This window comes from Mesorhizobium sp. CNPSo 4688, from assembly GCF_057784295.1.
The window spans coordinates 77078-103988 of record NZ_JBWLUY010000016.1 but is presented as its reverse complement, the minus strand read 5'-3'; the positions used below and the strand labels follow the sequence as shown (position 1 = coordinate 103988).

Annotated in this window: 24 protein-coding genes; 12 read left to right on the top strand and 12 right to left on the bottom strand. The window is 64.2% G+C overall.

The annotated features are described in order from the left end of the window. Positions 1–4 precede the first annotated feature (4 nt). On the bottom strand, positions 5–1612 hold the full coding sequence (gene xseA / locus AC04SH_RS26895) for an exodeoxyribonuclease VII large subunit (protein ID WP_488577249.1): 1608 nt from the start codon (positions 1610–1612) through the stop codon (positions 5–7). A 122-nt stretch (positions 1613–1734) separates the two neighbouring features. On the opposite strand from xseA, the gene AC04SH_RS26890 reads away from it, so the two are divergent. Next, complete coding sequence (locus tag AC04SH_RS26890; RefSeq protein WP_488577248.1) at positions 1735–3951, top strand: bifunctional diguanylate cyclase/phosphodiesterase; 2217 nt, start codon at positions 1735–1737, stop codon at positions 3949–3951. 6 nt (positions 3952–3957) lie between these two features. On the opposite strand, the gene AC04SH_RS26885 is transcribed toward AC04SH_RS26890, so the two are convergent. Continuing rightward, complete coding sequence (locus AC04SH_RS26885) at positions 3958–4914, bottom strand: LysR substrate-binding domain-containing protein (protein ID WP_112561974.1); 957 nt, start codon at positions 4912–4914, stop codon at positions 3958–3960. A 234-nt stretch (positions 4915–5148) separates the two neighbouring features. Between AC04SH_RS26885 and AC04SH_RS26880 the strand changes: the two genes are divergently transcribed. Further along, positions 5149–5439, top strand: coding sequence for a DUF1127 domain-containing protein (locus AC04SH_RS26880; protein ID WP_488577247.1), 291 nt, complete (start codon positions 5149–5151; stop codon positions 5437–5439). 160 nt (positions 5440–5599) lie between these two features. On the opposite strand, the gene AC04SH_RS26875 is transcribed toward AC04SH_RS26880, so the two are convergent. From AC04SH_RS26875 to AC04SH_RS26860, 4 genes are all read right to left on the bottom strand, one after another. Continuing rightward, positions 5600–6658 carry a DUF937 domain-containing protein gene (locus AC04SH_RS26875; protein WP_488577246.1) on the bottom strand — a complete coding sequence of 353 codons (1059 nt, stop codon included), beginning with the start codon at positions 6656–6658 and terminating at the stop codon, positions 5600–5602. Between the two features lie 90 nt (positions 6659–6748). After that, complete coding sequence (locus AC04SH_RS26870; protein ID WP_488577245.1) at positions 6749–8122, bottom strand: glutamate--cysteine ligase; 1374 nt, start codon at positions 8120–8122, stop codon at positions 6749–6751. A 141-nt stretch (positions 8123–8263) separates the two neighbouring features. After that, on the bottom strand, positions 8264–8998 hold the full coding sequence (locus tag AC04SH_RS26865; protein ID WP_488577244.1) for a 16S rRNA (uracil(1498)-N(3))-methyltransferase: 735 nt from the start codon (positions 8996–8998) through the stop codon (positions 8264–8266). Between the two features lie 31 nt (positions 8999–9029). Continuing rightward, positions 9030–9677 (bottom strand): hypothetical protein, encoded by a 648-nt coding sequence (locus AC04SH_RS26860; protein WP_488577243.1) that lies wholly within the window; start codon positions 9675–9677, stop codon positions 9030–9032. Between the two features lie 87 nt (positions 9678–9764). Between AC04SH_RS26860 and AC04SH_RS26855 the strand changes: the two genes are divergently transcribed. Both AC04SH_RS26855 and AC04SH_RS26850 read left to right on the top strand, forming a co-directional pair. Then, entirely contained in the window at positions 9765–10463 is a 699-nt protein-coding gene (locus AC04SH_RS26855) for a type 1 glutamine amidotransferase (RefSeq protein ID WP_488577242.1), read from the top strand. Between the two features lie 275 nt (positions 10464–10738). After that, on the top strand, positions 10739–10879 hold the full coding sequence (locus AC04SH_RS26850; protein WP_006206855.1) for a hypothetical protein: 141 nt from the start codon (positions 10739–10741) through the stop codon (positions 10877–10879). Here AC04SH_RS26850 and AC04SH_RS26845 read toward each other — a convergent pair. The 3 genes from AC04SH_RS26845 to AC04SH_RS26835 form a co-directional block, all read right to left on the bottom strand. Continuing rightward, positions 10876–11643, bottom strand: coding sequence for a metallophosphoesterase family protein (locus AC04SH_RS26845; protein WP_488577241.1), 768 nt, complete (start codon positions 11641–11643; stop codon positions 10876–10878). The two genes, AC04SH_RS26850 and AC04SH_RS26845, sit on opposite strands and share 4 nt — an antisense overlap. Before the next feature lie 157 nt (positions 11644–11800). Then, positions 11801–12937, bottom strand: coding sequence for an alpha-hydroxy acid oxidase (locus AC04SH_RS26840; protein ID WP_488577240.1), 1137 nt, complete (start codon positions 12935–12937; stop codon positions 11801–11803). Between the two features lie 12 nt (positions 12938–12949). Next, positions 12950–13747: an FCD domain-containing protein gene (locus tag AC04SH_RS26835; RefSeq protein WP_488577239.1), complete on the bottom strand. Its 798-nt coding sequence runs from the start codon at positions 13745–13747 to the stop codon at positions 12950–12952. A 263-nt stretch (positions 13748–14010) separates the two neighbouring features. On the opposite strand from AC04SH_RS26835, the gene AC04SH_RS26830 reads away from it, so the two are divergent. The 4 genes from AC04SH_RS26830 to glcF all read left to right on the top strand — a co-directional run bounded on the left by AC04SH_RS26830 (position 14011) and on the right by glcF (position 19887). Beyond that, entirely contained in the window at positions 14011–15333 is a 1323-nt protein-coding gene (locus AC04SH_RS26830; protein WP_488577238.1) for a DUF3422 family protein, read from the top strand. 278 nt (positions 15334–15611) lie between these two features. Beyond that, complete coding sequence (locus AC04SH_RS26825) at positions 15612–17108, top strand: FAD-linked oxidase C-terminal domain-containing protein (protein WP_488577237.1); 1497 nt, start codon at positions 15612–15614, stop codon at positions 17106–17108. Positions 17109–17343: 235 nt separating this feature from the next. Then, positions 17344–18549 carry an FAD-binding protein gene (locus tag AC04SH_RS26820; protein ID WP_488577236.1) on the top strand — a complete coding sequence of 402 codons (1206 nt, stop codon included), beginning with the start codon at positions 17344–17346 and terminating at the stop codon, positions 18547–18549. A 12-nt stretch (positions 18550–18561) separates the two neighbouring features. Beyond that, positions 18562–19887, top strand: a complete 1326-nt coding sequence (gene glcF, locus AC04SH_RS26815; protein ID WP_488577235.1) for a glycolate oxidase subunit GlcF — start codon at positions 18562–18564, stop codon at positions 19885–19887. 4 nt (positions 19888–19891) lie between these two features. Here the strand turns inward: glcF and AC04SH_RS26810 are convergent, their stop codons facing one another. Together AC04SH_RS26810 and AC04SH_RS26805 are read right to left on the bottom strand one after the other, a co-directional pair. After that, on the bottom strand, positions 19892–20812 hold the full coding sequence (locus AC04SH_RS26810; protein ID WP_488577234.1) for a bifunctional 5,10-methylenetetrahydrofolate dehydrogenase/5,10-methenyltetrahydrofolate cyclohydrolase: 921 nt from the start codon (positions 20810–20812) through the stop codon (positions 19892–19894). 266 nt (positions 20813–21078) lie between these two features. Beyond that, the gene (locus AC04SH_RS26805) at positions 21079–21822 is read right to left on the bottom strand and encodes a L,D-transpeptidase (RefSeq protein ID WP_477237589.1); all 744 of its coding nucleotides are present in this window, start codon (positions 21820–21822) and stop codon (positions 21079–21081) included. A gap of 210 nt (positions 21823–22032) precedes the next feature. On the opposite strand from AC04SH_RS26805, the gene AC04SH_RS26800 reads away from it, so the two are divergent. Further along, the gene (locus AC04SH_RS26800) at positions 22033–22671 is read left to right on the top strand and encodes a DNA-3-methyladenine glycosylase I (protein WP_488577233.1); all 639 of its coding nucleotides are present in this window, start codon (positions 22033–22035) and stop codon (positions 22669–22671) included. Between the two features lie 140 nt (positions 22672–22811). Here AC04SH_RS26800 and AC04SH_RS26795 read toward each other — a convergent pair whose 3' ends face one another. Then, positions 22812–23054, bottom strand: coding sequence for a hypothetical protein (locus AC04SH_RS26795; RefSeq protein ID WP_192248110.1), 243 nt, complete (start codon positions 23052–23054; stop codon positions 22812–22814). A 347-nt stretch (positions 23055–23401) separates the two neighbouring features. On the opposite strand from AC04SH_RS26795, the gene hisS reads away from it, so the two are divergent. From hisS to hisG, 3 genes are all read left to right on the top strand, one after another. Further along, a complete protein-coding gene (gene hisS / locus AC04SH_RS26790) occupies positions 23402–24895 on the top strand; it encodes a histidine--tRNA ligase (protein ID WP_477237594.1) in 1494 nt (497 codons plus the stop codon). A 181-nt stretch (positions 24896–25076) separates the two neighbouring features. Further along, positions 25077–26195: an ATP phosphoribosyltransferase regulatory subunit gene (locus AC04SH_RS26785; protein ID WP_477237595.1), complete on the top strand. Its 1119-nt coding sequence runs from the start codon at positions 25077–25079 to the stop codon at positions 26193–26195. Then, a complete protein-coding gene (gene hisG / locus AC04SH_RS26780) occupies positions 26192–26908 on the top strand; it encodes an ATP phosphoribosyltransferase (protein ID WP_488577232.1) in 717 nt (238 codons plus the stop codon). Before AC04SH_RS26785 ends, hisG begins: the two co-directional genes overlap by 4 nt. Positions 26909–26911 lie beyond the last annotated feature (3 nt).

The following is a 26911-nucleotide window of genomic DNA, read 5'->3' as shown; positions in this document are numbered from 1 at the left end:
TCCTCTAGAAAAGCGAGCCCTGATTGCCCGGTTCTTTTGGTTTGCTGGGGGCAGCCTTGGTGACCGCGGGCTTGCTGGCAGGCGGCGTGGCCGGTTTGGCAACTGCCTCCGGCTGCCCCGTGCCGCCGGTCGCAACCGCATTGGTGGTGCCGTCGGCGAACTCGATTTGCAGCGACGCGCCCGGCGCGACATCCGCCGCCAGCTTGATCACTGCGCCTTCAGCGTCCTTGACCAGCGCGAAGCCGCGCGCCAGCACCGCCTTGTGCGACAGCGTCGCCAGCAGCCGGTCAGCCTGGGTCAATTGTCCGCGCAGCCGGTCGAGCCGTCGCGAAACGGCCTGGTCCTGGCGGCGCGTCAGTGCGGCCAGCGCGTCCGCCTGCAATTTCTGCCGCCTGGCGATCGGCGCCGGCGACAACCGTTTTCCGGTACGCGAAAACCGGGTGCGCCGTTCGCGCACGATGCCGAAAAATGCTGCTTGCGCCCGCGCCAGGTCGCGTCCGGTCAGCGTGCGGGCCTCGTTGATGCGTCGCGACAGGGTGGCCGGCGTCAGCCGCTGTCCCTGAAGCTTGGTCCGCTTGCGCTCGATGCTGACCGACAGCGCCCGGCCAAGCCGGCTGGTTGCCTCGTCCAGGCGCCGGCGCGGCAGAGCCAGCAACTGGTCAGGCGTGGGGAGAGCGCGGGCGGCCGCACGCGAGGCCTGCCGTTTGCGTTCGAAATTGCGCAAGACCGCCGCCTTGAGCCGCGCGCCAAGACTGGCAAGCGTTGCTTCGAGGTCCGCTTTCACCGGCACCGCGATCTCCGCAGCACCTGTTGGCGTCGGCGCCCGCATGTCGGCGACAAGATCAATCAGCGTCCAGTCGGTCTCATGGCCGACGGCCGAAATCACCGGGATGCGCGAGGCGGCGACCGCGCGCGCCAGACCTTCATCGTTGAACCCCCAGAGGTCTTCCAGGCTGCCGCCGCCGCGCGCCACAATCAGAAGGTCGGGCTGGGCAATGGCGCCATCCCAGGCCAGCGCGTTGAAGCCGTTGACGGCGGCGGTCACTTCGGCTCCCGCCGTCTCGCCCTGGACTCGCACCGGCCAGACCAGCACATGCAGTGGAAAGCGGTCCTTGATGCGGTGAATGATGTCGCGGATCACCGATCCGGTAGGGGAGGTGACGACACCGATGGTGCGTGGCATGAACGGCAGCCGCCGCTTGCGGCCGGCGTCGAACAACCCTTCGGCCTGCAACCGCCGCTTGCGCTCTTCCAAAAGCGCCATCAGCGCGCCGGCGCCGGCCGGCTCCAGATTATCGATGACGATCTGGTAGTTGGATTTGCCGGGATAGGTGGTGAGCTTGCCGGTGGCGATCACCTCCATCCCCTCTTCGGGGCGGAATTTCAGCCGGCTCATCGTGCCTTTCCAGACCACCGCATCGAGCCGCGCGCGGTCGTCCTTGAGCGTGAAATAGGCATGGCCGGAAGAGTGCGGGCCGCGATAGCCGGAGATTTCGCCGCGCACCCGCACATGGCCGAAGACATCCTCGACCGTGCGCTTCAGCGCGCCGGAAATCTCGCTCACCGTGTATTCGGTGGCGTTTGTGCGTGATTCGGATGCTGCGTCGCTCATCGGCCGATTGGGGGACGGTTGTGCGCCCGCGTCAAGGCTGCTGCAGCCCATGACCGATTTCATAACGTGATCTTAAGCCCGACTTGATTGGCTCTATGGCAAAGGGAGCCAGCCAAAGACGTATGAGCGCACGCGCAAATCGCAGTCCATTGACGCATCAAGTCACATTGACGGTGCTGGCGCTCGGCGTTTTCGCGCTGGCGATGGTGCTTGGTTTTGGCCTCTACGCCACCATGCAGGCCGACCATATCTCGCTAGAACGGCAAAAGATCTTTTTCGCCAATGGCCTTCAGGATCAAATCGCCGCAGTGGAGCGCGAGCAGGAAAGTATCGCCGTCTGGGACGATGCCGTCGTCAACGTCAAAGCCGGCAACCAGGACTGGATGATCGAGAATCTCAGCGTCTGGATGTATTCCTACTATGGCCACAACCGCGTCTACGTGCTGGATGACGCCAACCGGCCAATTCACGCGATGCGGGAAGGCAAGGTCATGGCGCCGAGCGCCTATGCCGAAGATGAATCCGTTCTGCTGCCCACTATTGAAAGGCTGCGCGCGCTGATCGCTAGGCCGGCAAACGACAATCAGACCGGCGGCGGCCCGGTCAAATTGGTCGCCGAAGATCTGGTGTCGCTTGGCGGGGAGCCTGCCATCCTCAGTGTCATGCCGCTGGTGCCGAGTACCGACCGCGTCACTCAGGCGCCGGGCAGCGAGTACCTCCATATCTCGGTGGAGTTCATCAATGATGTGGTTATCGGCAAGATCGCCGAAAAATATCTGCTGGCCGGCGCGCGCCTGCTGCCTTTTTCGCAGCCCGTCGGGTCGGCCGCCATTCCGCTGGTCGATTCGCGCGGCATCATCCTGGGCTATATCGGCTGGGACCAGGAGCGTCCCGGACTGACCCTGGTACGCAAGGCCGGCCCGTCTCTGATCGGCGCGATGCTGCTCGCCGCGAGTGTTCTGACATTCCTGTTACGACGCCTGCGCCGCGCGTCATCCGCGCTGCAGACCAGCCAGGACCAGGCACAATATCTCGCTTTCCACGACACGCTGACGGGTCTTCCCAACCGGGCCCTGTTCGAGGACCGGCTGCGGCGCGCCTTGTTGACGGCCAGTCACGACACGGCCAAGGTGGCCTTGCTTTACCTCGATATCGATCGCTTCAAGCACGTCAACGATACGCTAGGCCATCCGGCCGGTGATCAACTCGTGCGCCAGACCGCTGCCCGGCTGGCGCAGACGATCCGCCAAGTCGACACCGTGGCCCGCCTCGGCGGCGATGAGTTCGCCCTGATCCTGATCGACGTCCGCGATATCAGAACCGCTGAAGATATTTCTGAAGGGCTGCTGCAAAAGCTGCGGGAGCCCTTCAAGCTGCTCGACGATCAGGTCTTTATCAGCGCCAGCATTGGCATCGCCTTGTCGACGGGTCCCGACGCCGATGCCGACGATCTGCTGCGCAAGGCCGACATCGCGCTCTACGAAGCCAAGAAGAACGGCCGCGGCCGCTATCAGGTCTTCGCCGGCGACATGGACGACCTCCTACTGCGCAAGCGCAAGGTCGAGAGCGAGTTGCGCAATGCCTTGAATGGTGGAACCGGTATCAAACTCGCCTATCAGCCAATATTTGCGGCCGACGGCAAGACGATCCTCGGAGCCGAAGCGCTGATCCGCTGGGCGCACGAGGTCCATGGCGCATTGCCGCCGGCGCAATTCATCGCCATCGCGGAAGAACGTGGCTTGATCGGCCAGCTCGGCGGCTGGGTGCTGCGCGAAGCTTGCCGCTTTGCCGTCAGCACCGGATTGCCATGGCTGGCCGTCAACGTCTCGCCGCTGCAATTGCGCGACGCGGGTTTCGCCGATCAGGTTGAGTCGATCCTTGCCGAGACCGGGCTGGCGCCGGGCCGGCTGCAGCTCGAGATTACCGAAAACGTGCTTTTGGAAAACAGCGATGCGACCAGAATGGCGCTCGCCAACCTGCGCCGGTGGGGCGTCGGCATCGTGCTCGATGATTTCGGCACCGGCTATTCGTCGCTGAGCTATCTGCGCCGCCATGCCATCGACAAACTCAAGATCGACCGCTCCTTCGTGCGGCTTCTCGACGGCGACGGCAATTCGGGCGCTATTGTCAAGGCACTGATCGATCTCGCCGGCGCCCTCAACGTCGAGGTTATCGCCGAAGGTGTCGAGACCGAAGCGCAAAAGGCGCTGCTGGTCGCCATGGGCTGCCAGCAGCTGCAGGGTTATCTTCTGTCGCCGCCGCTGGAGTCGGGGCAATTGCTGGCGCTGCCCGGCCTCTCGTCGGCCAACGCAACGGCGCCGGCGGTCGCATCGGCCTGACCCGCCCTACCAGCCCGGCAGGATCTGGTTCGGCTTGCTCCGCTTCATCTTGGCGAAGGCAAGTGCTGCAAAATCGAAGCTTCCCGTCTCTTCGCCGAGCGGCACGGAAATGTTGTCGAGGCTTTCCGAGATGTGCCGTGCCAGCGCGTCGACAATCTCCGGCCGCGAGGTCTGGCCGCGCATGATGCCGATGCGGCAATCGGGCAGCGCGCCAAAGCCGTCGGCCTCGCCCAGCACCCGCATCCCGGGCCGCAGCGCGCATTCAGGCAGCACCGAGATCGCCAGGCCCGACAGCACTGCGGCAGTGATGACGGTCGCCGAGAAGCTGGTGAACAGGATGCGATAGTCGCGGTTCTGCCGGTCGAGCACATCGACGGCGGCGCGCCGCCAGATGCAGTTCGGCCGGCCGAAGGCCATTGGCAGCACTTCCTGTTCATGCGTGGCATGGTTGGCCGAGGTCACCCACAGAAGCGGTTCGCGCCGCACCACTTCCGACTGGCCGCGCGTATCGTTGTGCGTCACCAGCGCCAAATCGAGATTGCCGCGCTTGATATGCTCGACCAGCCCCGGCGTCGGCTCGCAGATGACGGTCAGCTCGACGCGCGGATTGGAGCGCGTGAAGCGCGCCATGATCTCGGGCAGGAAACGGTCGGCATAGTCGTCGGGCGTGCCGATGCGGATGGTGCCTTCGAGCCGCCGGTCGTCGAAGGCGGCCAGCGTCTCGCGGTTGAGATAGAGCAGGCGTCGTGCATAGGAGAGCAGCTTGTCGCCTTCCTCGGTCAGCCTGTTGGTGCGGCCGTCCTTTTCGAACAGCGGCTTGCCGATCCGCTCTTCCAGCCGGCGCATCTGCATCGACACCGCCGACTGAGTGCGAAGCACTTCCTCGGCGGCGCGGGTGAAGCTGCCGGTGTCGGCGATTGAGATGAAGGTCTGCAGCTGGTCGAGATCGAGTGGCGCTTTCATCGGTCCAATCCATCACTAGCGTTGATGCTAAAGATTAGAAACATTCGTTGGATTAATCAATCGCGTCGTGTCAAATTCCCTGACATCCACATGAAGCCACTGCATGTCGCCCAAAAGCGGGTCCCGGTTTTGGGGTAACGACATGCATCACTTGAAGTGAATCGAGACCGGAACGGCGCTTCTCCCAAGCACTGTTTGCCCGGCTTCGTCCGCTCGACTCCGAAGGAGACTGACATGACCACGATCGATTTCGCCACCGAGACCTCGCGCATCACCTCGCGTCCGGCCGTTGCGACGCGCGTGGCCAATGCTCTTCTCAACGCCTTCCGGGCCTGGAAAAATCGCCGCGCCTTCTATCGCCTTGGCGAGATGTCCGACGCCGAACTCGCCGATATCGGCCTGACGCGCGCCGACCTCCATGTCGCCATCGATGTGCCGTTCGGCGGTGATCCGACCGTGAAGCTGCGTGCGATCGCCAGTGATCGCGCCGATACGATCGAGGATCTTGCCCGCAAGGTAGCGTGATCGGCAGCACTTTGTTTCGGTCGCGGTGAACCTTTTTGCGGCTCGCGGCGACCAAGAAGTATCGCAGGCGTCCCCACTCCCTGCCGGATCCCCGCCGGCCAGCCTGCACATTGGCCCGGTCCTCCCAGGACCGGGCTTTTCTTTTTTGCTCAGCCTCTGACTACCGCCGGTCCATGTCCCGCTTGAACTGATCGAAGATCGTTTCCACGCCCTTCTGATACTCGTCGCGCTGCTGGGCGCCGGTCTCGAACATCTTGCCGAAAATATCGTCGAACGGATTTCTTGGCCTGCCGCTCGGATTGGCCTGCGGTTGCGGCGCTTGGCGCTGCTGCGGCGCCTGCCGTGGCTGGGGGGCTTGCGGCTGCTGAGGCGTCGGCTGTCCACCGGGCAGGCCGAACCCACCGCCACCGCCTTGCCGCATCATCTCTTCAAAAATCTTGCCCAGCGGATTGTCGCCGTAGGGGCTCTGAGTCTGTTGCGGCTGCGTTGGCTGCGCCCGGCCCTGCGGCTGTTGCGCTGCACCGCCGCCGAACATGTCCTGCAGCACCTTGCCGAGTGGATTGTCGCCATAGGGGTTGGGCGCCTGCTGCGGCTGGGGTTGCGGCTGTTGCGCGCCACCGCCGAACATGTCCTGCAGCACTTTGCCCAACGGGTTCTCGCCGTAGGGATTGGGTGCCGGCTGCGGCGCCTGCTGTGCGCCGCCGCCGGCCTGCCGCATCATCTGTTCGATGATCTCGCCGAGCGGATTGCTGCCACCGCCGAAGCCGCCGGCGGCCTGCATCTGGCGCCCCATCAACTGGTCTGTCGTCTGCTTGAACAGTCCGCCCATCACCATCGAGGCGATGGCCGGCAGCATCTGCTGCAGGATCTGCTGGCTGACGCCGGTCGCCTGCGCGGCCTGGCTCGCGACAGCGCGCGACAGCTCCTTCGAGCCGAACAGGTGACCCAGAATGCCATTGCCCTCATTGACGCCTTGCGGCGAGAAGGCCCTGGTCGCGTCGTCGAAATATTTGGCGTGCTGGCCGCTTGCCATCGCCGTCATGAAAGCGCCAAGCCCGTAGGGGTCGGCCGTGTTGCGCTGCAGCCCTTGCGAGAAAGCCGGCAGCAGTGCGGCGACCGCGGCCTGTGTCTGCTGCATCGAGAGCCCGTACTGCTGGGCAAGCGCCTGCATGCCGTTGCCGTTCTGGGCCTGCGCCAATATGTCGAACAAGGTGGGCATAGGGTTCTCCTCCGGGAAATCCTCGAGGGAGAGCCTAGTTGGTTTCGATGTTCGATTGAAGCGGCATTTGCCGCGGCTCAACGCGTGGAGTTAATATGCATATTCCATGAACACCGGCTCGATCGAACCGCCCCAGCGCGTGTGGTAGGCCGAGAGCATTTCCTCGGCGCTGGTGGTGCCGCGCGCCACAACTTCGTCGAGCGTATTGAGGAACGAGGTCTCGTCATAGCCGTCGCGGTTTTTCTTGCCGCGGTTCTTCAGGCCCATGCGCGAAATGACCAGTACGTCGCGGGCGATGTCGCGCAGCGTCGTGTTGCGGAACGGCGCGGAAATGCCTTGTTCCGGCACCGCATTGCGCATCGCCAGCGTTTCTTCATAGGTCCAGCTCGAGGTCAACGCCTCGGCGGCGTCAAGCGCTGCCTCGTCATAGAGGAGGCCGACCCAGAAGGCCGGCAGCGCGCAGATGCGCCGCCACGGCCCGCCATCGGCGCCGCGCATTTCAAGGAAGCGCTTCAGCCGCACATCGGGAAACAAGGTCGACAGATGGTTCGCCCAGTCGCCCATCGTCGGCAGTCCGTCAGGCACTTCATTGCGCGCAGCACCCGCCATGAACTGGCGGAAGGTGACGTGCGTCATGTCGTGATAGTGGCCGTCGCGAATGACGAAATACATCGGCACGTCGAGCGCCCATTCGACATAGTCGGCGAAGCCGAACTCGGGCGAGAAGCAGAATTCGAGCAGGCCCGAACGCTGGTTGTCGGTGTCGCGCCAGATATCGCCGCGCCAGCTCTGCAGCCCGTTCGGCCGGCTGTCGGTGAAGGGCGAGTTGGCAAACAGCGCCGTCGACAGCGGCTGCAGCTTCAGCGACACCTGCATCTTGCGGCGCATGTCGGCTTCGCTCTCGAAGTCGAGGTTCACCTGGATGGTGCAGGTGCGGTACATCATGTCGAGACCCTTGCTGCCGACTTTGGGCATGTAGCGGGTCATGATCTCGTAGCGTGATTTCGGCATTTTCGGCGTCTCGGCCAGCGACCATTTCGGGCTGCCGCCGAGGCCGAGGAAACGGATGCCCATCGGCTCGGCAATCTCGCGCACCTGCGCCAGATGCGCATTGCCCTCGCGGCAGGTCTGGTGGATCGTCTCCAGCGGTGCGCCGGACAGTTCGAACTGGCCGCCCGGCTCCAGCGAGATGGCGCCCTGGCCGGTCGGCTCGACCAGACCGATGATGCGGCCATCATCGATGATCGGATCCCAGCCAAGCTTGTGCTGCATGCCTTCGAGGATGGCGCGGATGCCGCGCTCGCCGCCATATGGAACCGGCGCGTTGCCATCGACATAGAACGGGAACTTCTCGTGCTCGGTGCCGATGCGCCACTTGTCGCGCGGCTTGTTGCCTTCGGCCAGATGCTCGACGAGCTCGTCGAAGTCTTCGATCGGCCGGAAATCGGTTGTGTCGCGCGCCATGGGGCCCCCTCTGCGGCTCTCGGAGCCCGCCGGCGCTAGATGGACGAAATGTCAGCAGCCGATCAAGCAAAAAATCCTGAGCCACAGGTCAACAGGAATTGAATGTGACTGCCTCGCCCGTCCCTTGCAATAGGCGAAGTCTCACCAGTCTCCGAGCGTTGCTTGCATCACGGCAAGCGCCGCAACCGCCGCCGTGTCGGCCCGCAGGATGCGTGGGCCGAGCGGAATGGCGGTGACGAAGGGGAGCGCCCGCAGCATCTTGCGTTCCTCGTCGGAAAAGCCGCCCTCCGGCCCGACCAGCAGCGCCAGCTTCTTCTCTTCGATCGCCTGCAACGCCGGCAGCGGATTGTTGGTCGAGGCGTCCTCGTCGCAGAAGATCAGCCGACGCTCCTTGTTCCAGCCGGAGAGCAGGCGCTCGAACTTTTCGGCCTCGCGCACCTCCGGCACCGCCAGAATGCCGCATTGCTCGGCGGCCTCGACGACATTGGCGCGCAGCCGGTCAATGGAGGGTTTTGCCACTTGCGTGTGCTGGGTGATCACCGGTTGCAGGATGCCGGCGCCCATCTCCACCGCCTTCTGCACGAGATAGTCGAGCCGGCCCTGTTTCAGCGGCGCGAAGCAATAGATCAGATCGGGCAGCGGCGGTTGTGGCCGCTGCTGGCGGAGCACTTTCAGCCGCAGCGCCTTCTTCGACTTGGCGGCGATCGCCGCAGACCATTCGCCATCGCGGCCGTTGAAGACAAGGATTTCGGCGCCTTCGCCAAGTCGCAGCACATGCATCAAATAATGGCTCTGCTGCTGGCCGGCATCGAATTCGATGCCTGCCGCGAGATCGTCCGGCACGAACAGCCGCTGCATCTTGTAATTGGCGCGCATCGCCGAGGAATGGGCGAGGCTGTTCCCGGCGTCAAGCCTCGGCGGATGGATGCCACACCGGAAGGTAGCCTTGTTGCAGCACCGAAAGGGAGGTCGCCGGCGTCAGCAGGCGAAGCTGCCGGTCGGCAAAGCCTGCTAACCCCGTCGGATCGCCATAACCCGCGAACGACCAGGGCAGCGCCTTGCCGCCGCGCAGTGCATAGGCGGAGTCGCCATCTGCGATCATTGCCCCGTCGGGCAACCCGGCAAGCTCCTCCACGTTGATATCAGGTGGCTTTCCACCAGACGCCAGCCGCTCCTTGTGCAACTTTTTGTCGACCATTGGCGCGCGCGGCTCGGTCACACCGAAGGCTTTGCCGAAACGGCCGACAAAATCCGTGGCCCGCTCACGCTGGCAGTAGAAACAGGGACGGTGCCCGGCTGCCAGTGCCGTCACCTCGTCGAGGAAGAACAGCTCGGTCCAGCCGGCCTTGCCATCCGGCCGATTACGGCCCATCGGCTCGCGCCGCACATTGCGGAATTGGCACACGCAGATGATCCAGGCCTGAAGCGCCCAGCGCTTTTTCAGCAGCGTCTTGGTCTGCGGGTCGTGGATGATGCCGCGATTGCCGGTGAACAGGCCGCGTTCCGGCACGGCATGAAAGGCGCCGAACGGATCGACCCGGTTTTGCAGTGGCATAGTTTTCTCCTGGAACGCGCATCTTGGCTGCAATGCTGGCGACATGATATCGCTCGTCGCGTCATTTCATGTCAGCAGGATTTCCGTATGCGGGTGCTGGTGGTCCAGAACTACGACAACACCGGTCTCGGCCAGGTCGGCGCGGCCCTTGCCGAAGCCGGCGCCGATCTCGACCTGCGCCGGCCCTACAAGGGCGATCCGCTGCCTGACGACGCGACCGGGCACGATGCCATGGTGATGCTGGGCGGCGGTCAGAACGCGCTGGCCGACGATGACTACCCCTATTTCCCGGCGCTGCTCGAACTGACCCGCGATTTCGCCGCCAAGGATCGCTCTGTGCTCGGTATCTGCCTGGGCAGCCAGCTGGTCGCCCGCACTTTCGGTGGCGAGAACAAGATCGGAGGCGCCTCGGAATTCGGCTGGCACAAGGTGTCGCTGACGCCGGACGCCAGGACCGATCCGGTGCTTGGCGCACTTCCCCAGGACTTCCCCATCTTCGAATGGCACGACGACACCTTCGCACTGCCCGAAAATGCGGTGCGGCTAGCCGGCAGCGATATTGCCGAGAACCAGGCGTTCCGCATCGGCCGCGCCGTCTACGGCTTCCAGTTCCATTTCGAAGCCGACCGACCCATGGTGAAGGACTGGAGCACATCCTTCGCGCCGCTTATTGCCGAGCGGCATCCCGACTGGCATGACCGGCTCGATGGCGAAATGGCCCGCAACGGCCCCGACGCCGACGCTGCCGGCCTCGCCATTGCCCGCGCCTGGGTGGCGACGATCTGAGCCCAGCGGGCGCGGCCGTTGCATAATTGGCACGCGGCGGGGAATCCGCCGGGGACAACCTCTTTCATCCTTGGTTTGTGGCCGAACGCTATCCTACAAGGCGCGCGCTCTGCATCGGCAATGCAACCGCGATGAACCTTCTGTGTGCTCCGCGCGACACACCGCCGATACAGAATCGACCTACAAGCGCGAAATCGTCGAAACTTTGAGACGAATTCTCCGTTTCAACGCATTGGTAACCGCCTCGTGCCCAGATGCAGGAAGCTCAACTAGAGATGACGTCCGTGAAAGCAGCGCTTCTGTCCTTTGTCATGCTGTCTGCCATCGTGCTGTGCGGTCTCGGCATTTATTCCGCCGATGCAGCCAACAACCATCAAGCCGTCGACGGCTACGGCGTCACCGCCGCGCTCCGTTAAAACGCTTTTCCCTGCACAGTCAGGATACGCTTGTCCGCGCCGTCTACGGCGAGCGCGCTGAGCATGCCTGACTGCCAGGCGAGCGTGTCGACATTGACGCGGTTGGGCATCACCTCGGCCTCCGGCACCGGCGTGTGGCCGTGCACGACCACTTTCGGGTAGAGCCCTGGATGGTTGTGGAAGGCGTCGCGAATCCAGATGAGATCCTGCGGGTTCTGGCTCTCCAGTGGCACATCCGGCCTGATGCCGGCATGGCAGAAGAAGAAATCACCGATGCTTACTGAAAACGTCAGCGACCGCAGGAAGTCGACATGGGCTTGCGGCACGGCCTTGACCAGCTCGGCGTGCCCCCGCTGCACCGCCTCTGCCTTGCCGAACCAGCGTGCGTGTCCAATCAGGTCAACGCCATAGGATTGTGCCGTCTGCACACCGCCATAGCGCATGAACAGCCCTTCCGGGTCGGGCACGTCGAGAAAATCGAGGAAGCCGATATCGTGGTTGCCGGCCAGCATCAGGTTGCGCGGATCGCGCTTTTGCGCCTCGATCAGGAAATCGATGACGCCCTTGGAGTCTGGCCCGCGGTCGACATAGTCGCCGAGGTTGATGATCCGCCAGTCGGCGGTCGGCTTGTATTCGAGCTCGCTCTCGATCCGGTGGTGCATGGCTTCGAGCAGGTCGAGCCGGCCATGCACGTCGCCGATCGCATAGAGGCGCATGCCGTCCGGCGCGCGCGCATCGAGGTAATGGATGCCGGTCTCGGTCAAGGCTGGCGTCGTCTCCGTGGTCCCAGCGAAGCTAGGGCCAATCGGTGAACAAACTCTAGATCAGGATGACGTTTCGTTGAATCGTCATCCTGATCTAACTTTTTGTTGGAGCATGATCTTTTCCCGAAAACCGGTTCCCACTTTTCGGGATCATGCTCTAGCGCCGCAGCTGGTCCTTGCCCATGTCGGTCACCAGGCGCTTGCCGCACAGCGCCAGCGTGATGTCCATCTCCTTGCGGATGATCTCCAGCGCCAGGGTCACCCCCTCCTTGCCCATGGCGCCGAGGCCGTACAGGAAAGGCCGGCCGATATAGGTGCCCTTGGCGCCGAGGCAGAGCGCCTTCAGCACATCCTGACCGGAACGGATGCCGCCATCCATATGGACTTCTATTTTGTCGCCGACCGCATCGGCGATTTCTTCCAGCGCCATGATCGATGATGAGGCGCCGTCGAGCTGGCGCCCGCCATGGTTGGAAACGACGATCGCGTCGGCGCCGGTCTTGACCGCCATCAGCGCATCCTCCTTGTCGAGAATGCCTTTCAGGATCAGCTTGCCGCTCCAGCGCTCCTTGATCCAGGCGACGTCCTTCCACGACAGCTGCGGGTCGAACTGCTCGTTTGTCCACGAGCCCAGCGAAGAGACGTCGCCGACGCCCTTGGCATGGCCGACAATGTTGCGGAAGGTGCGGCGCGGGGTAGCCGCAATGCCCATCAGCCAGCGCGGCCGCATGGCGATGTCTACAATGTTGGCCAGCGTCATTTTGGGCGGCGCCGACAGTCCGTTGCGGATATCCTTGTGGCGCTGCCCCAGGATCTGCAGGTCGAGCGTCAGCACCAGTGCGGAGCATTTCGCTGCCTTCGCCCGGTCGATCAAATTGAGCACGAAATCCTTGTCGCGCAACACGTAGAGCTGGAACCAGAACGGCTTCTTCGTCACCGATGCTACATCCTCGATCGAGCAGATGCTCATCGTCGACAGCGTGAACGGCACGCCAAACTCCTCCGCCGCCTGCGCCGCCAGCATCTCGCCATCGGCATGCTGCATGCCGGTCAGGCCGGTCGGGGCGAGTGCCACCGGCATTGCCACCCTCTCGCCGATCATGGTCGATTCCAGCGAGCGATTGCTCATGTCGACCAGCACGCGCTGGCGGAACTTGATCTTGCCGAAATCCTCCTCATTGGCGCGGTAGGTGCTTTCGGTCCAGGCGCCGGAATCGGCATAGTCGAAGAACATCTTGGGCACCCGCCGGCGCGCCAGATCCTTGAGGTCGGAAATGGTGAGGATGTCGCTCATGGTGGTCTCTCGCTAGCCTGTTGTTTTCGTGCCGTCGCCGGCGTCGGAGCGCTGTTTGAGCCTGAGCCGTGACACGCGCTGCCAGTCGCCGCTGCGCTCGGCCTCGAGCATCGAGCGCTCGACATAGGAAATGTGGTTCATCGCCGCCTGCCGGGCGGCAGCGGGATCGCCGGCCTTGATTGCCTTGTAGATCGCGCGGTGCTGGGCCAGCAGCGCCTCACGCGCGCCGGGCACGCTGAACACCAGCAGCCGGTTTTGGAACACGCCTTCCGACAACAGGCGGTAACAGGAGCGCAGCGTGTGCAACAGGATGATGTTGTGCGCGCACTCGCAGACCGCGTGATGGAACTCGACGTCGATCTCCGCCTCGTCGTCGAAATCGCCGGTGCGGTGCGCCTCGTCCATGCGCGCCATGATGCGGTCGAGCAACGCGATGTCGTCTGCTGTGGCACGCCGCGCCGCATATTCGGCGGCGACGCCTTCGATCTCGCGGCGATATTCCAGATAGTCCGTCACCGCCTTGCGGTGCATGGAGATCAGGTCGGTCACCGGCTTGGTGAACAACTGGCCGATGACATCGGCGACATGGGTGCCGCCGCCGGCCTTGGTCGTCAACAGTCCACGCCCCTCCAGCGCCTTCAGCGCGTCGCGCAGGATCGGCCGCGACACATCGAACTGGCGCGCCAGTTCGCGTTCGCCCGGCAGCCGGTCGCCGGTGCGCAGCACACCTTCCAGGATCAGGCTTTCGATCTGCTGCACCACCTCGTCGGCGGTGCGCGAATGCTCGATCCTGGAAAAAATATCGCTCAACGGGCGCCTGGGAAATCTTACCTGGAGCAGGATGCCGAAAAGTGTGAAGCGGTTTTCGGGACGACATCATGCTCTGCTTCTTGTCGTGCAGATTAAAGCCGGTGTCGCCAACTGGTCAAATTATTTATCCAATTTGCCCGACACAGTTGCTTTCCGTGCGGTGCCGGCGAAATCGCTTCGGCTAAACTTTGCTGTTTACGCGCCTCATCGATTGTCTCAAGAGGACGCGACAACACGAAGGGTCGAGAACAGGGGGACCAGCCGTGTCGGACGAGACGTCCAATCTCGAATTCCAGCCGCGCGCCCAGGGCAGCGTGATGGGCTTTCCCGCGCATGAGGGTCGCCCCGGCGCGCTTGGCGAGGTTCATGCCCGCCCGCATCCGCTGATCGACAAGCCGCGCGTGCTTGTCCAACTCGCCTTCATGACCGAAGGCGGCTCCGGCGTCGACATGGCCGTGCTCTCCGAACTGTCGCGGCGCCTCGGCATCGCCGCGCCCGACCGTCACGCCCGCCACCACGCCATGAAATGGGGCAAGGGCTCGCTGCGCTGGGAGCGGCATACCGAATTCTCGACCTATCTGTGGGAAGGGCCGCTTGCCGAAAACGGCAGGGCGCAGGAGGATTCTCCCTTCGGCAACGGCTTTTCGCCGCCGGGAACCGTTATCTCCGGCATCCGGCTCGAAATCCGCAAATGGACGCAGGCGAGCGAGAAGCTGATCGCGGCCTTTGACCCGACGAGCCTGTGCTATTCGCTGGTCGAGCGCGGCAATGCGGCCATCATCACCGACTTCCGCCAGGATGGCGACGGTATGACCCGCATGCTGGTGCTCGACCGCGGCCTGACGCCGGCGCGCACCGGCGCGCTGTCGCAGCGGCTGATCGACATCGAGACCTATCGCACGCTTGCCATGCTCGGCCTGCCGCTGGCGCTGACGCTGTCCGGCCGCGCCCGCCGCATCGAGGACAGGCTGGCACAGACCACGCTGGAGATGAAGGTCGCCGAGACGCGCGACAGCCAGACGCTGCTCGCAGATTTGACCGAGCTTGCCGCCGAACTGGAAGCCGATGCCGCCTCCAGCCTTTATCGCTTTGGCGCCAGCCGCGCCTATGACGGCATCGTTGTCGAGCGGCTGGAAGCGCTGGAGGAAGAGGCGGTGCCCGGCTACGACACATGGGGCGGCTTCCTGCAGCGCCGCGTAGCACCCGCCATGCGCACCTGCCGCTCGGTCGAGGAGCGCCAGGCCAATCTGTCGCGAAAACTCACCCGCGCCACGACACTGCTGCGCACTTGGGTCGATGTCGAGGTCGAAAAGCAGAACCGCGACTTGCTGGCCTCGATGAACAACCGCGCCCGGCTGCAACTGCGCCTGCAGCAGACGGTGGAAGGTCTCTCCGTTGCCGCCGTCTCCTACTATGTCGTCGGCCTGATCTCCTATCTCGCCAAGGGCGCCTCGATCTTCGGCCATGCCTTTGCGCCGGAGTTGGTCACTGCCGCGTCGGTGCCGGTTGCCATCCTGCTGGTCTGGTGGGGTGTGCGTCGCGTGAGGCGCATGCATTCAGAGCCGGCGAAACATCCGGGGGAATAATCCCTCCTTGAGGGGGAGATGTCGCCGAAGGCGACAGAGGGGGTCGTCTCGCGTGAAGCGCTAGCCTTCTTTCGCGACGGAAGACGATGTAGGCGCTTCATGCGCAAGGACCCCCTCCGGCCGCTTCGCGGCCACCTCCCCCTCAAGGGGGGAGGGTGCGCCAGCGGCAGATTGCCGCTGCGGAAGCCCCTTCTTCGCAGCCCCGACCAAAGCAGGATTTGCAACGAGCGCTCCTGGCTGGTAAAAGATTTTTACCAGTCACGCAGAGGACGCTGCCGATGTCCGGCCTTGCCATGCCCAAGCCAGACGACGCCACGATGCGAAGGCGGGCAGAGATCGTTGCCGACATGCGCATCATCGTGCCGGGCGAGGGCGTCGTCGACGCCACCAACGAAATGCGCGCCTTCGAGAGCGACGGTCTCACCGCCTACCGGCAATTGCCGCTGGTCGTGGTGCTGCCGGAAACGGTGGCGCAGGTGTCGCGGGTGCTGAAATACTGCAACGACCGCAACATTCGCGTCGTGCCGCGCGGCTCTGGCACCTCGCTGTCCGGCGGCGCGCTGCCTCTCGAAGATGCGGTGCTGCTCGTCATGAGCCGTTTCAACCGCATCCTTGCCATCGACTATCCCGACCGCGTTGTCGTCGCTCAGCCCGGCGTCACCAATCTCGGCATCACCACCGCCGTCGAGCAGGAGGGGTTTTATTACGCGCCTGATCCATCCTCCCAGATCGCCTGCTCGATCGGCGGCAATGTTGCGGAGAATTCCGGCGGCGTGCACTGCCTGAAATACGGCCTCACCGCCAACAATGTGCTCGGCATCGAGATGGTGCTGATGAACGGCGAGGTGGTGCGCCTCGGCGGCAATCATCTGGACTCGGAAGGCTACGACCTGCTCGGCGTCATGACCGGCTCCGAAGGCTTGCTCGGCGTCGTCACCGAAGTCACCGTGCGCATCCTGAAAAAGCCGGAGACGGCACGCGCGCTGCTGATCGGTTTTCCCACGAGCGAGCAGGGCGGCCAATGCGTCGCCGACATCATCGGCGCCGGCATCATCCCGGGCGGCATGGAAATGATGGACCGCCCGGCGATCCATGCGGCGGAAGACTTCGTCCATGCCGGCTACCCCCTCGATGTCGAGGCGCTGCTCATCGTCGAGCTCGACGGGCCGGGCGTCGAGGTCGACCATTTGATCGGTCTCGTCGAGGCGATCGCTTACCAGAACGGCTCCACCACCTGCCGCATCTCGCAGTCCGAACAGGAACGGCTGAGCTTCTGGGCCGGCCGCAAGGCGGCCTTCCCCGCGGTCGGCCGCATCTCGCCCGACTATTACTGCATGGATGGCACCATCCCGCGCAAGGAACTGCCGAAGGTGCTCGCCGGCATGCGCGACCTGTCGGAGAAATACGGGCTCGGCGTCGCCAATGTCTTCCATGCTGGCGACGGCAATCTGCACCCGCTGATCCTCTATGATGCCAATGTGCCGGGCGAACTCGACAAGGCGGAAAGCTTTGGCGCCGACATTTTGCGGCTCTGCGTCAAGGTCGGCGGCGTCTTGACCGGCGAGCACGGCGTCGGTGTCGAAAAGCGCGACCTGATGCCGGAGATGTTCAACCAGATCGACCTCGACCAGCAAATGCGCGTCAAATGCGCCTTCGATCCCAATCATCTGCTCAACCCGGGAAAAGTGTTTCCACAACTGCGCAGATGCGCGGAATTGGGGCGCATGCATGTGCATCGCGGGCAGGTGGCATTTCCGGATATTCCGAGGTTTTGATGGGGTTTGAATTTCGCATGTCGGCGATCCTTCACGCCCCCCTCTGTCCTGCCGGACATCTCCCTCACTTGGGGGGAGATCAGCTGTCATCTCGGCCTTCGCAAATTTTCGACGCAAGAGAGGCGCGGTCGGAGAAGCTGCCAATCTCCCCCCAAGTGGGGGAGATGTCCGGCAGGACAGAGGGGGGCGCGAAGGAATGCGACGTCTCTGCACTCGCAAGTGGCGCGTCGCACCCATGACCACCTTCACCCCAACCACATCGGCCGAAGTTCTCTCCACCGTGCAATGGGCGGCGGCGGAGGAGTCGCCTTTGGAAACCATCGGCCACGGCTCCAAGCGCGGCATTGGCCGTCCACAGCAGAGCGAGCACACGCTCGACCTGTCGAAACTCACTGGCGTCACCCTCTACGAGGCGGCCGAACTGGTGCTGTCGGCGAAAGCCGGCACGCCGCTCTCCGAGATCGAAAGCTTGCTGGCGGAGAACAGCCAGCAGCTTGCCTTCGAGCCGATGGATTACGGCCCGCTGCTCGGCGGTATCAAGGGTAAAGGCACGATCGGCGGCGTGCTCGCGGCGAACCTGTCAGGCCCGCGCCGGCTGAAGGCGGGTGCGGCGCGTGACCACATCCTGGGTATCAACGCGGTTGCCGGTCGCGGCGAGGCGTTCAAGTCCGGCGGGCGCGTCGTCAAGAATGTCACCGGTTACGATCTGTCGAAGCTGATGGCCAACAGCTGGGGCACACTGGCCGTGCTCACCGATGTCACCTTCAAGGTGCTGCCGGCGGCCGAGACCGAAGTCACGCTTGCCGTCCGTGGCCTGCTCGACGATGCGGCGGCAAGCGCCATGGCGCTGGCGCTCGGTTCCAGCGCCGAAGTGTCGAGCGCTGCCCATCTGCCCGAACGCATCGCCGCGCGCGTTGCCGGCGGCACACTCGGCGCTGACGCCGCGACGCTGCTGCGCGTCGAAGGCTTTGGCCCTTCGGTCGCCTATCGTATCGAGGCGCTGAAGACCCTGTTGAAAAACGCAGGTCCGCTACAGGAGATTGCCGGCGAGGCCTCGCATGCCGTCTGGCGCGACGTCAGGGATTGCGCGCCCTTCGCCGATGGCACTGAAAAGCCGGTCTGGCGCGTCTCCATGGCGCCGTCCCAGGCGCACCAGATGGTGCTGACGCTGCGCATGCAGATCGGCGTCAGCGCCTTTTACGACTGGCAGGGCGGGCTGGTCTGGCTGCGCATGGAAGAGGGTGATCCCGAGGCCGGCCTGCTGCGCGGGCTGATCCGAAAGCATGGCGGCGGCCACGCGACGCTGGTGCGCGCCGCGCCCGCGCATCGCGCCGCCGTGCCGGTGTTCGAGCCGCAGGCGCTGCATCTGGCGGCGCTGTCGGCGCGGCTCAAGGCTGAGTTCGATCCCAAGGCCATCCTCAATCCCGGCCGCATGGCTTAGGACCAGAACGAGATGCAAACCAATTTCTCCCTTGCCCAGCTGGCTGATCCACATGTCGCGGAATCGGAAAAGATCCTGCGCAAATGCGTGCATTGCGGCTTCTGCACCGCCACCTGCCCGACCTATGTGACGCTTGGCAACGAGCTCGATTCGCCGCGCGGGCGGATTTACCTGATCAAGGACATGCTGGAGAACGGCCGTCCGGCCGACAAGGAGATCGTCACCCATATCGACCGCTGCCTGTCTTGCCTGGCCTGCATGACCACCTGCCCGTCGGGCGTGAATTACATGCATCTGGTCGACCACGCCCGCGCCCATATCGAGGAGACCTACAGGCGGCCACTGCTCGACCGGCTGACCCGCGTCATGCTGGCCTTCGTGCTGCCCTATCCCAAGCGCTTTCGCGCCGCGCTGAAACTCGCGAGACTGGGCAAGCCGTTCATTGGCCTGTTCGAAAAGCTGCCAGCCCTGAAGCCGCTCGCTGCGATGCTGAAACTGGCGCCGGCCTCGATTCCCGCGGTCTCGCCGATGGCTTCTCCCGGCATCCATGCCGGCAAGGGGACGAAGAAAGGCCGCGTTGCCATCCTCACCGGTTGCGCGCAATCGGTGCTCGATCCCGCCATCAATGAGACGACGATCGCGCTGCTGACCAGGCTCGGCGTTGAAGTCGTGGTGCCGCAGGGCGAGGCCTGCTGCGGCGCGCTGGTCCATCATATGGGCCGCGAGGAAGCAGCCCTTGCCTCGGCGAAGCAGAATGTCGATGCCTGGACACGCGCCATCGACCAGGGCGGGCTCGACGCCATCGTCATCACCGCATCGGGCTGCGGCACCACCATCAAGGACTACGGCTTCATGCTGCGCCTCGATTCGGCCTATGCGGAGAAGGCCGCGAAGGTCTCGGCGCTGGCCAAGGACATCACCGAATATCTCTCGTCCCTCGACCTGCCGGAGCCGGTGCGCAAGCCCGGAACAGTCGTCGCCTATCACTCGGCCTGCTCGATGCAGCACGGCCAGAAGATCACCCGCCAGCCGAAGGAACTGCTCGCCAAGGCCGGCTTCATCGTGCGCGAGCCGCCCGAGGGCCATTTGTGCTGCGGCTCCGCCGGTACCTACAACATCCTGCAGTCGGAGATTTCGGCCAAGCTGCGCGACCGCAAAGTGAAAAACATCGAGGCGACCGGCGCCGAGATCGTCGCAACCGGCAACATCGGCTGCATCACGCAGATCGCGTCCGCCGCCAAGCTGCCGGTGGTGCATACGATCAAGCTGCTGGACTGGGCCTATGGCGGCCCGAAGCCGGAAGGCGTGTCCGAGGGAAGACTGGTCGCAACTGAGTAAGCGTCTACTCCGCCGCCAGCCTGCCCACCGTTCCATAGGTCGCCTGGTAGCGTGCCCGCTGGCGGCTGAGCGCGACCATGGTGTTGCGCAACAGGATCGCCACGGTGATCGGGCCGACGCCGCCCGGCACCGGCGTGATCCAGGACGCGACTTCCTTGACGCTCTCGGTGTCGACGTCGCCGACGATGCGGCTTTGCCCGTCCGGGCCGATCTCGGAATTGATGCCGATGTCGATGACGGCGGCACCGGGCTTTACCATGTCGGCCTTGATCAGCCTCGGCTTGCCGACGGCGACGAACAGCGCATCGGCGCGGCGCGCATGGGCGGCCACCGAGCGCGTCATGTGATGGCACACCGTCACCGTCGCCCCTTCGCTCATCAGCAGAAAGGCGATCGGCTTGCCGACGATTTCGGAATGGCCGACGACGACGACTTCCAGCCCTTTGAGGTCGAGGCCGGTTTCCTTCAGCAGCTCGACAGAGGCCGCCGCCGTGCAGGGCGCGAGGTCGAGCTGGTTGTAGACGATGTTGCCGATCGAGGCCGGGTGCATGCCCTCGACATCCTTCAGCGGATGCACCGCCGCCTGCAGCGTCTTGATCGGGATGTGTGCAGGCACCGGCCGCTGGATGATGATGCCGGTGACGCGCGGGTCGGCGTTGAGGCCATGGATTGCCGCTTCGAGTTCGCCGGCGCTGATATCGGCGGGGAACCGCCGCTCCTCGAAGCCGATGCCGGCAAGCGCGGCCTTGGCGCGCTGGTTGCGCACATAGACATCGACCGCATCGGTATCGCCGACGGTGATCGACACCAGCTTGGGTGGAAAACCCTCGGCGGTAGCAATGGCAGCATCCTCGCGCACGGCGGCGATGATGCGCTGGGCGACCGGGCCGCCCCGGAGATAGCGGCTGTCGTCTGGCTGAGACATGGCAGGACTTTCGTAGCGAATTTGGCCGCCCCTATAGCAGGGGAAATGTGGCAAGGGCAGCGTGAAAGCGAACCGTCATCCCCCTGCCGCGACGTTCTGGCGCAGCTTGGCTCCGGCGCGGTCGACAGCGCCACAAAGAGAAAGGGCAGCGCGGTTCCCCGTGCTGCCCTTTCCTGACTGGCCGCATCCCCACACGGCCCGTCCCCCGTAAACCCTTGCCGATTCCTGAAGGTCCAGCCTTCCGGACCAGCTGATTCGCTGACCGACTATATCACGACAACAGTCGTTCCAACATTGACCCTCTCGTAAAGGTCAACCACGTCCTCGTTGCGCATGCGGATGCAGCCGGACGACACGGCGCCGCCGATCGTCCACGGCTGGTTGGTGCCGTGAATGCGGTATTCCGTCGTGCCGAGATAGAGCGCGCGGGCGCCGAGCGGGTTCTCTTCGCCGCCGGCCAGATAAGTCGGCAGATAACGGCCCTTGGCGGCCTCGCGCTTGATCATCTGCGCCGGCGGGCGCCAGTCCGGCCAGACGCGCTTGTTGGTGATCTTGTGCGTGCCCGACCATTCGAAGCCCGGCTTGCCGGTGCCCACGCCATAGCGCCGCGCCTTGCCGTTCTTCTCGACCAGGAACAGGAAATTCTGCGTCGTATCGATGACGATGGTGCCCGGCTTCTGCGGGCCGTCATAGGCGACTTCCTGCGGCAGATAGAGCGGGTTGATCTGCGGCCGCATCACCACGCGCTTGGCCGGAGCCTGCACCGAAGCGGTACGCACCCGGTCGGGCTGCGCCGGCTGTGCATAGCGAACGCGCGGCTGCTGGATCACCTGGCGGCTCTGCCGCACGATGCCGGGCGCCCGGCCAAGCTGCAGCACCCAGGGTGCCGAAAGGTCGGGGCTCACCATCACCGGCGGCCTGTCGGCATAGCGGTCGTTGGCGGCAGACGAGGTGACGCCGGCGGCCAGAATGGCCACGGCGCCGAGCACGGAACGCAAAAAGATCTTCATCGGAACGCACCTTGATCGTCGAACGGACGGAGGCGGAACTTGCCTCCGGTTGCGCGATCCTTGGCGCGAAGCCGCAACCGAAACATGAATCGGAATGCGTAAAATGCGGAACTGTCAGTAAACCTTTTGGTGTGGTTACCGCCGCGTTCAGGAATCTGGTAAAGCCGCGGTAAATGCAGCGCTGAGCCGCATTAACGAATGGGTTTTACCATGGACAATGGAAATACTGGACTGCTGACCGGCGCCGATGGGATCACGCGCTGCTTCTGGCACGGCAATCTGCCGGACTATCTGCACTATCACGACCATGAATGGGGTAGGCCGGTCGCCGACGACCGCAGGCTGTTCGAAAAGATCTGCCTCGAAGGCTTTCAGTCCGGCCTGTCCTGGCTGACCATTTTGCGCAAGCGCGAGAACTTTCGCGAGGCCTTCGCCGGTTTCGACTTCGACAAGGTCGCCGCCTTCACCGACGAGGATGTCGAGCGCCTGCTCGGCAATGCCGGCATCATCCGCCACCGCGGCAAGATCGTTTCGACCATCAACAATGCCAAACGCGCGCGCGAAATGGTCGATGAGTTCGGCTCGCTGGCCGCATGGTTCTGGAAGTTCGAGCCGAGCAGGGAGGAGCGGCCAGAGATCGTCGACCTGGCGCATCTGCGCGCCAACCCGACGACGGCGGTCTCGGTCAGGATTTCGAAGGAACTGAAGAAGCGCGGCTGGAGTTTTGTCGGGCCGACGACGGTCTACGCCTTCATGCAGGCAATGGGCCTGGTCAACGACCACCTCGAAGGGTGTGTTTGCCGCAAGGAGGTCGAGAAGGACAGGAAGGCATTCAAGCGGCCGAAGTAGCGCCTCTTTTTCTCTTCTCCCCCTTCACGGGGAGGTGAGGAGTGGTCCGCGTAGCGGGCGGAAAGCCAATTGCTTGGCTTTTCGAACGACGAACGCCCGAAGGGCGGATGAAGGGCGGCGCGAACCTTCGAAAGCTGACGCTAAACTCCGCTAGCGCCCGTCAAAAACAACCCCGCGACAATCGCCGCCAGCGCCGCAAAGGCCGGATAGATCACCAGCAGCCCAGTCATCAGCGCCTCGCGCATCGTCGAGCCCTTGCGCTCGTCGGCAGTGACCTCAAACGGACCGAGGCTCGCCGTCACCGGCGCACGGCTCTCGGCCGGCCGCAGCCGGACTTCATGCAAGCCGTCGTCTCTGATGTCGAATTTCTGTGCCGCAGTCATGGCCCCAACCCCTTGTTTCGGCGCGCTTATCGGCTCCGATTGTGTCGGCACGATGCCGCACCGATGGCGGAATTGTTTCCTTTTGGTGCGTTTTGTTTCGAGAGCTAGCGCCTCTCCCTTGTGGGAGAAGGTGGCCGAGCGAAGCTCGGTCGGATGAGGGGTGTTCCAGCTTGGCCAGGACGGCGATCCTTCGCGCACCCCTCATCCGTCTCGACGCTGCGCGCCGATCCACCTTCTCCCACAGGGGAGAAGGCAAGGGGCGCTAACCCTTGCCGCACAAAGCCGCTTCGGTTAGGACACGCCCACTCCAAACAAGTCATCGACTACTTAGCGAAAAGACCCATCCCATGGCCGACAAATCGGAAAAGACGAAAGCGCGGCTGCCGCGCGGCTTTGCCGACCGCAGCGCCGACGATATCCGTGCCGTCGAGAAGATGATGGCGACGATCCGCTCGGTCTATGAACTCTACGGTTTCGAACCGGCCGACCAGCCGCTGATCGAATACACCGATGCGCTCGGCAAATTCCTGCCTGACCAGGACCGGCCGAACGAAGGCGTGTTCTCCTTCCAGGACGATGACGAGCAGTGGCTGTCGCTACGCTACGATTTGACCGCGCCGACGGCGCGTTTTGTCGCCGAGAACTTTGAGCGACTGCCAAAACCCTATCGCAGCTACCGCTCCGGCTGGGTGTTCCGCAACGAAAAGCCCGGCCCCGGCCGCTTCCGCCAGTTCATGCAGTTCGACGCCGACACTATCGGCACGCCGGGCGTCGCCGCCGACGCCGAGATGGCAATGATGATGGCCGACGTCATGGAGGCGCTCGGCATCAAGCGCGGCGACTACGTCATTCGCGTCAACAACCGCAAGGTGCTCGATGGCGTGCTGGAAGCGATCGGCCTTGGCGGTGACGAGACTGCAGGGCGCCGCCTGACCGTGCTGCGGGCTATCGACAAGCTGGACAAGCTCGGGCCGGAAGGCGTGAAGCTTCTGCTTGGTCCGGGTCGCTGGGATGGTGGCAAGGAAGGCGAGGGTGACTTTGCCAAGGGCGCTGGACTGAATGAGGTGCAAGCCGGGGCCGTCCTTCTCGCGACAGCGAGGGAACAGGCGCGCCAGGATTCTAATGTGGGTGCGAACGCGATCTATCAGGAAGGCGTTGGCGAGCTCTCGACCATTGAAGCCTTGGTCAGGGCGGCCGGATACGGCGAAGATCGTATCGCCATGGACCGCTCCGTCGTTCGTGGCCTCGAATACTACACTGGCCCCGTCTTCGAGGCCGAGCTTCTGGCCGAGATCCCCAATGAGGACGGCCAGATCGTGCGCTTCGGCTCGGTCGGCGGCGGTGGGCGCTACGATGGCCTGGTCTCGCGCTTCCGTGGCGAGCCGGTGCCGGCGACGGGCTTTTCCATCGGCGTCTCCCGCCTGATGACGGCGCTGAAGAACCTCGGCAAGCTGGACACCACCGATGTCATCGCGCCGGTCGTCGTGCTGGTGATGGACAAGGATACCGAAAGCCTCGGCCGCTACCAGAAGATGGTTGCACAACTGCGCGCTGCCGGCATCCGCTCCGAAATGTATCTCGGCGGCGCCGGCATGAAGGCGCAGCTGAAATACGCCGACCGCCGTGGCAGCCCGGTCGCCATCATCCAGGGCGGCGACGAGCGCGCCAAAGGCGAGCTGCAGATCAAGGACCTGATCGAAGGTGCCCGCATGTCGGCTGAGATTACCGACAACGCCGAATGGCGGGCAGCAAGGCCTGCACAGGTGACGGTGGCGGAAGGCGAGCTGGTCGCCGAGGTGAAGAAGATCTTGGCGGCGCAGGCCGAGGAACGAGCGAAATGATGAGCGCTGCGCTGTTCTTCCCTTCTCCCCTTGTGGGAGAAGGTGGATCGGCGCGGAGCGCCGAGACGGATGAGGGGTGTTCCAGAGAACGCCAACGCCTCGTTCCGTCACGCACCCCTCATCCGACCGAGCTTCGCTCGGCCACCTTCTCCCACAAGGGGAGAAGGGAAGGGCACGTTTCATGACCTCCCGCCCCGCCATCTCAACCGAAATCACCAACCTCTTCGCCACCCGCAACACCCATGCGGTGGAAGTGGCCGTGCTGCAGCCGGCCGATCCGTTCCTCGACATGGCCGGCGAGGATCTGCGCCGCCGCATTTTTCTTACCGAAAGCGAGATCGGCAAGACGCTGTGCCTGCGGCCTGAATTCACCATTCCCGTCTGCCTCGACCATATCGCCTCCCAGGCCGGCACGCCGCGCCGCTATTCCTACCTCGGCGAAGTGTTTCGCCAGCGCCGCGAGGGCGGCAACGAGTTTTTCCAGGCCGGCATCGAGGATCTCGGCGACCGCGATACGGCTGAGGCCGACGCCCGTTCGCTGGCCGATGCGCATGCTCTGCTGCAGCTGGTGCTGCCGGGCCAACCCCTGGCGATCATGCTCGGCGACCAGACCATCTTCGAGGCGGTGCTGGCGGCGCTCGGCCTGCCGCGTGGCTGGCGCATGCGGTTGGCGCGCGCCTTCGGCTCCGCGCCAATGCTGCAGGCGGCGCTCGCCGATCTCGCCAACCCGCCACGCAACGGCCAGCTTGACGGCGATGTCGCCGCGCTTGTCCTCGACGGTGATCTCGAAGCGCTGTCTGCCCACATTGCTGGTGGCATGGAAGAAGCCGGCCTGCTGGTATCCGGCGGACGCACGCCAGCCGACATTGCCCGGCGATTGATCGAAAAGGCCGAACTGCGCAGCGTGCGACTGTCGAACGAAGCCTTCGCGGCGCTGAAGACTTTTCTCGCCATCGACGTGCCGCTGGACGGGGCGAGTGCTGCGCTCGAAAGCTTCGCCGCCTCTGCCGGGCTTTCGCTCGGCGCGGCGCTCGAAAAATTCGCCGCCCGCGCCAAGGCCATCGAGGCGCATGGCCTGCCGGCAAAGACAATTCGCTACGACGCCGCCTTTGGCCGTCCGCTGGATTATTATACCGGCATCGTCTTCGAGATCGCGGCTGAAGGTGGTGAGCGGCCGCTGGCTGGCGGCGGTCGTTACGACCGGCTGCTGACACTGCTTGGCGCGAAAACGCCGATCCCCGGCGTCGGCTTCTCCGTCTGGCTCGATCGCATCGAAGCGCTGCGGGGAGAGCCGCAATGATCACGCTGGCAATCCCGTCGAAAGGCCGGCTCAAGGAGCAGGCGCTGGAGGTGCTGGCCAAGGCCGGGCTTGCCGTCAGCCTGCCCGGCGACGAGCGCCAGTACCGCGCCCGCATCGACGGAGCCGAAGGCATCGAGGTGGCGTTCCTGTCGGCATCGGAAATTGCCGGCGAGATCGGGCAGGGTTCGGTCGACCTCGGCATCACCGGCGAAGATCTGTTGCGCGAAAACCTGGCAGATTGGGAAGCGCGCACCGAGATCGTCGCCCGTCTCGGCTTCGGCCACGCCGATGTGGTTGTGGCCGTGCCCGGCATTTGGCTCGACGTCGATACCATGGCCGACCTCGACGATGTCGCCGCCGATTTCCGCCAGCGCCATGGCCGGCGGCTGCGCATCGCCACCAAATACTGGCGGCTGACGCAACAATTCTTCTCGCAAAAGCACGGCATCCAGGTCTACCGCATCGTCGAAAGCCTCGGCGCCACCGAAGGCGCACCGGCGGCAGGCCTGGCCGACGTCATCGTCGACATCACCACCACCGGCTCGACCTTGCGCGCCAACCATCTCAAGGTGCTGGCCGACGGCGTTGTGCTCAAGTCGCAGGCTTGTCTGGTGGCTTCGAAGAAGGTGCGTGCAGCGCCCGATCAGGCGCTGTTGCGCGATATCGCCGCGAAGATGAGCGCCCTCCCTCCCCCTTTGAGGGAAGGTGGATAGCCG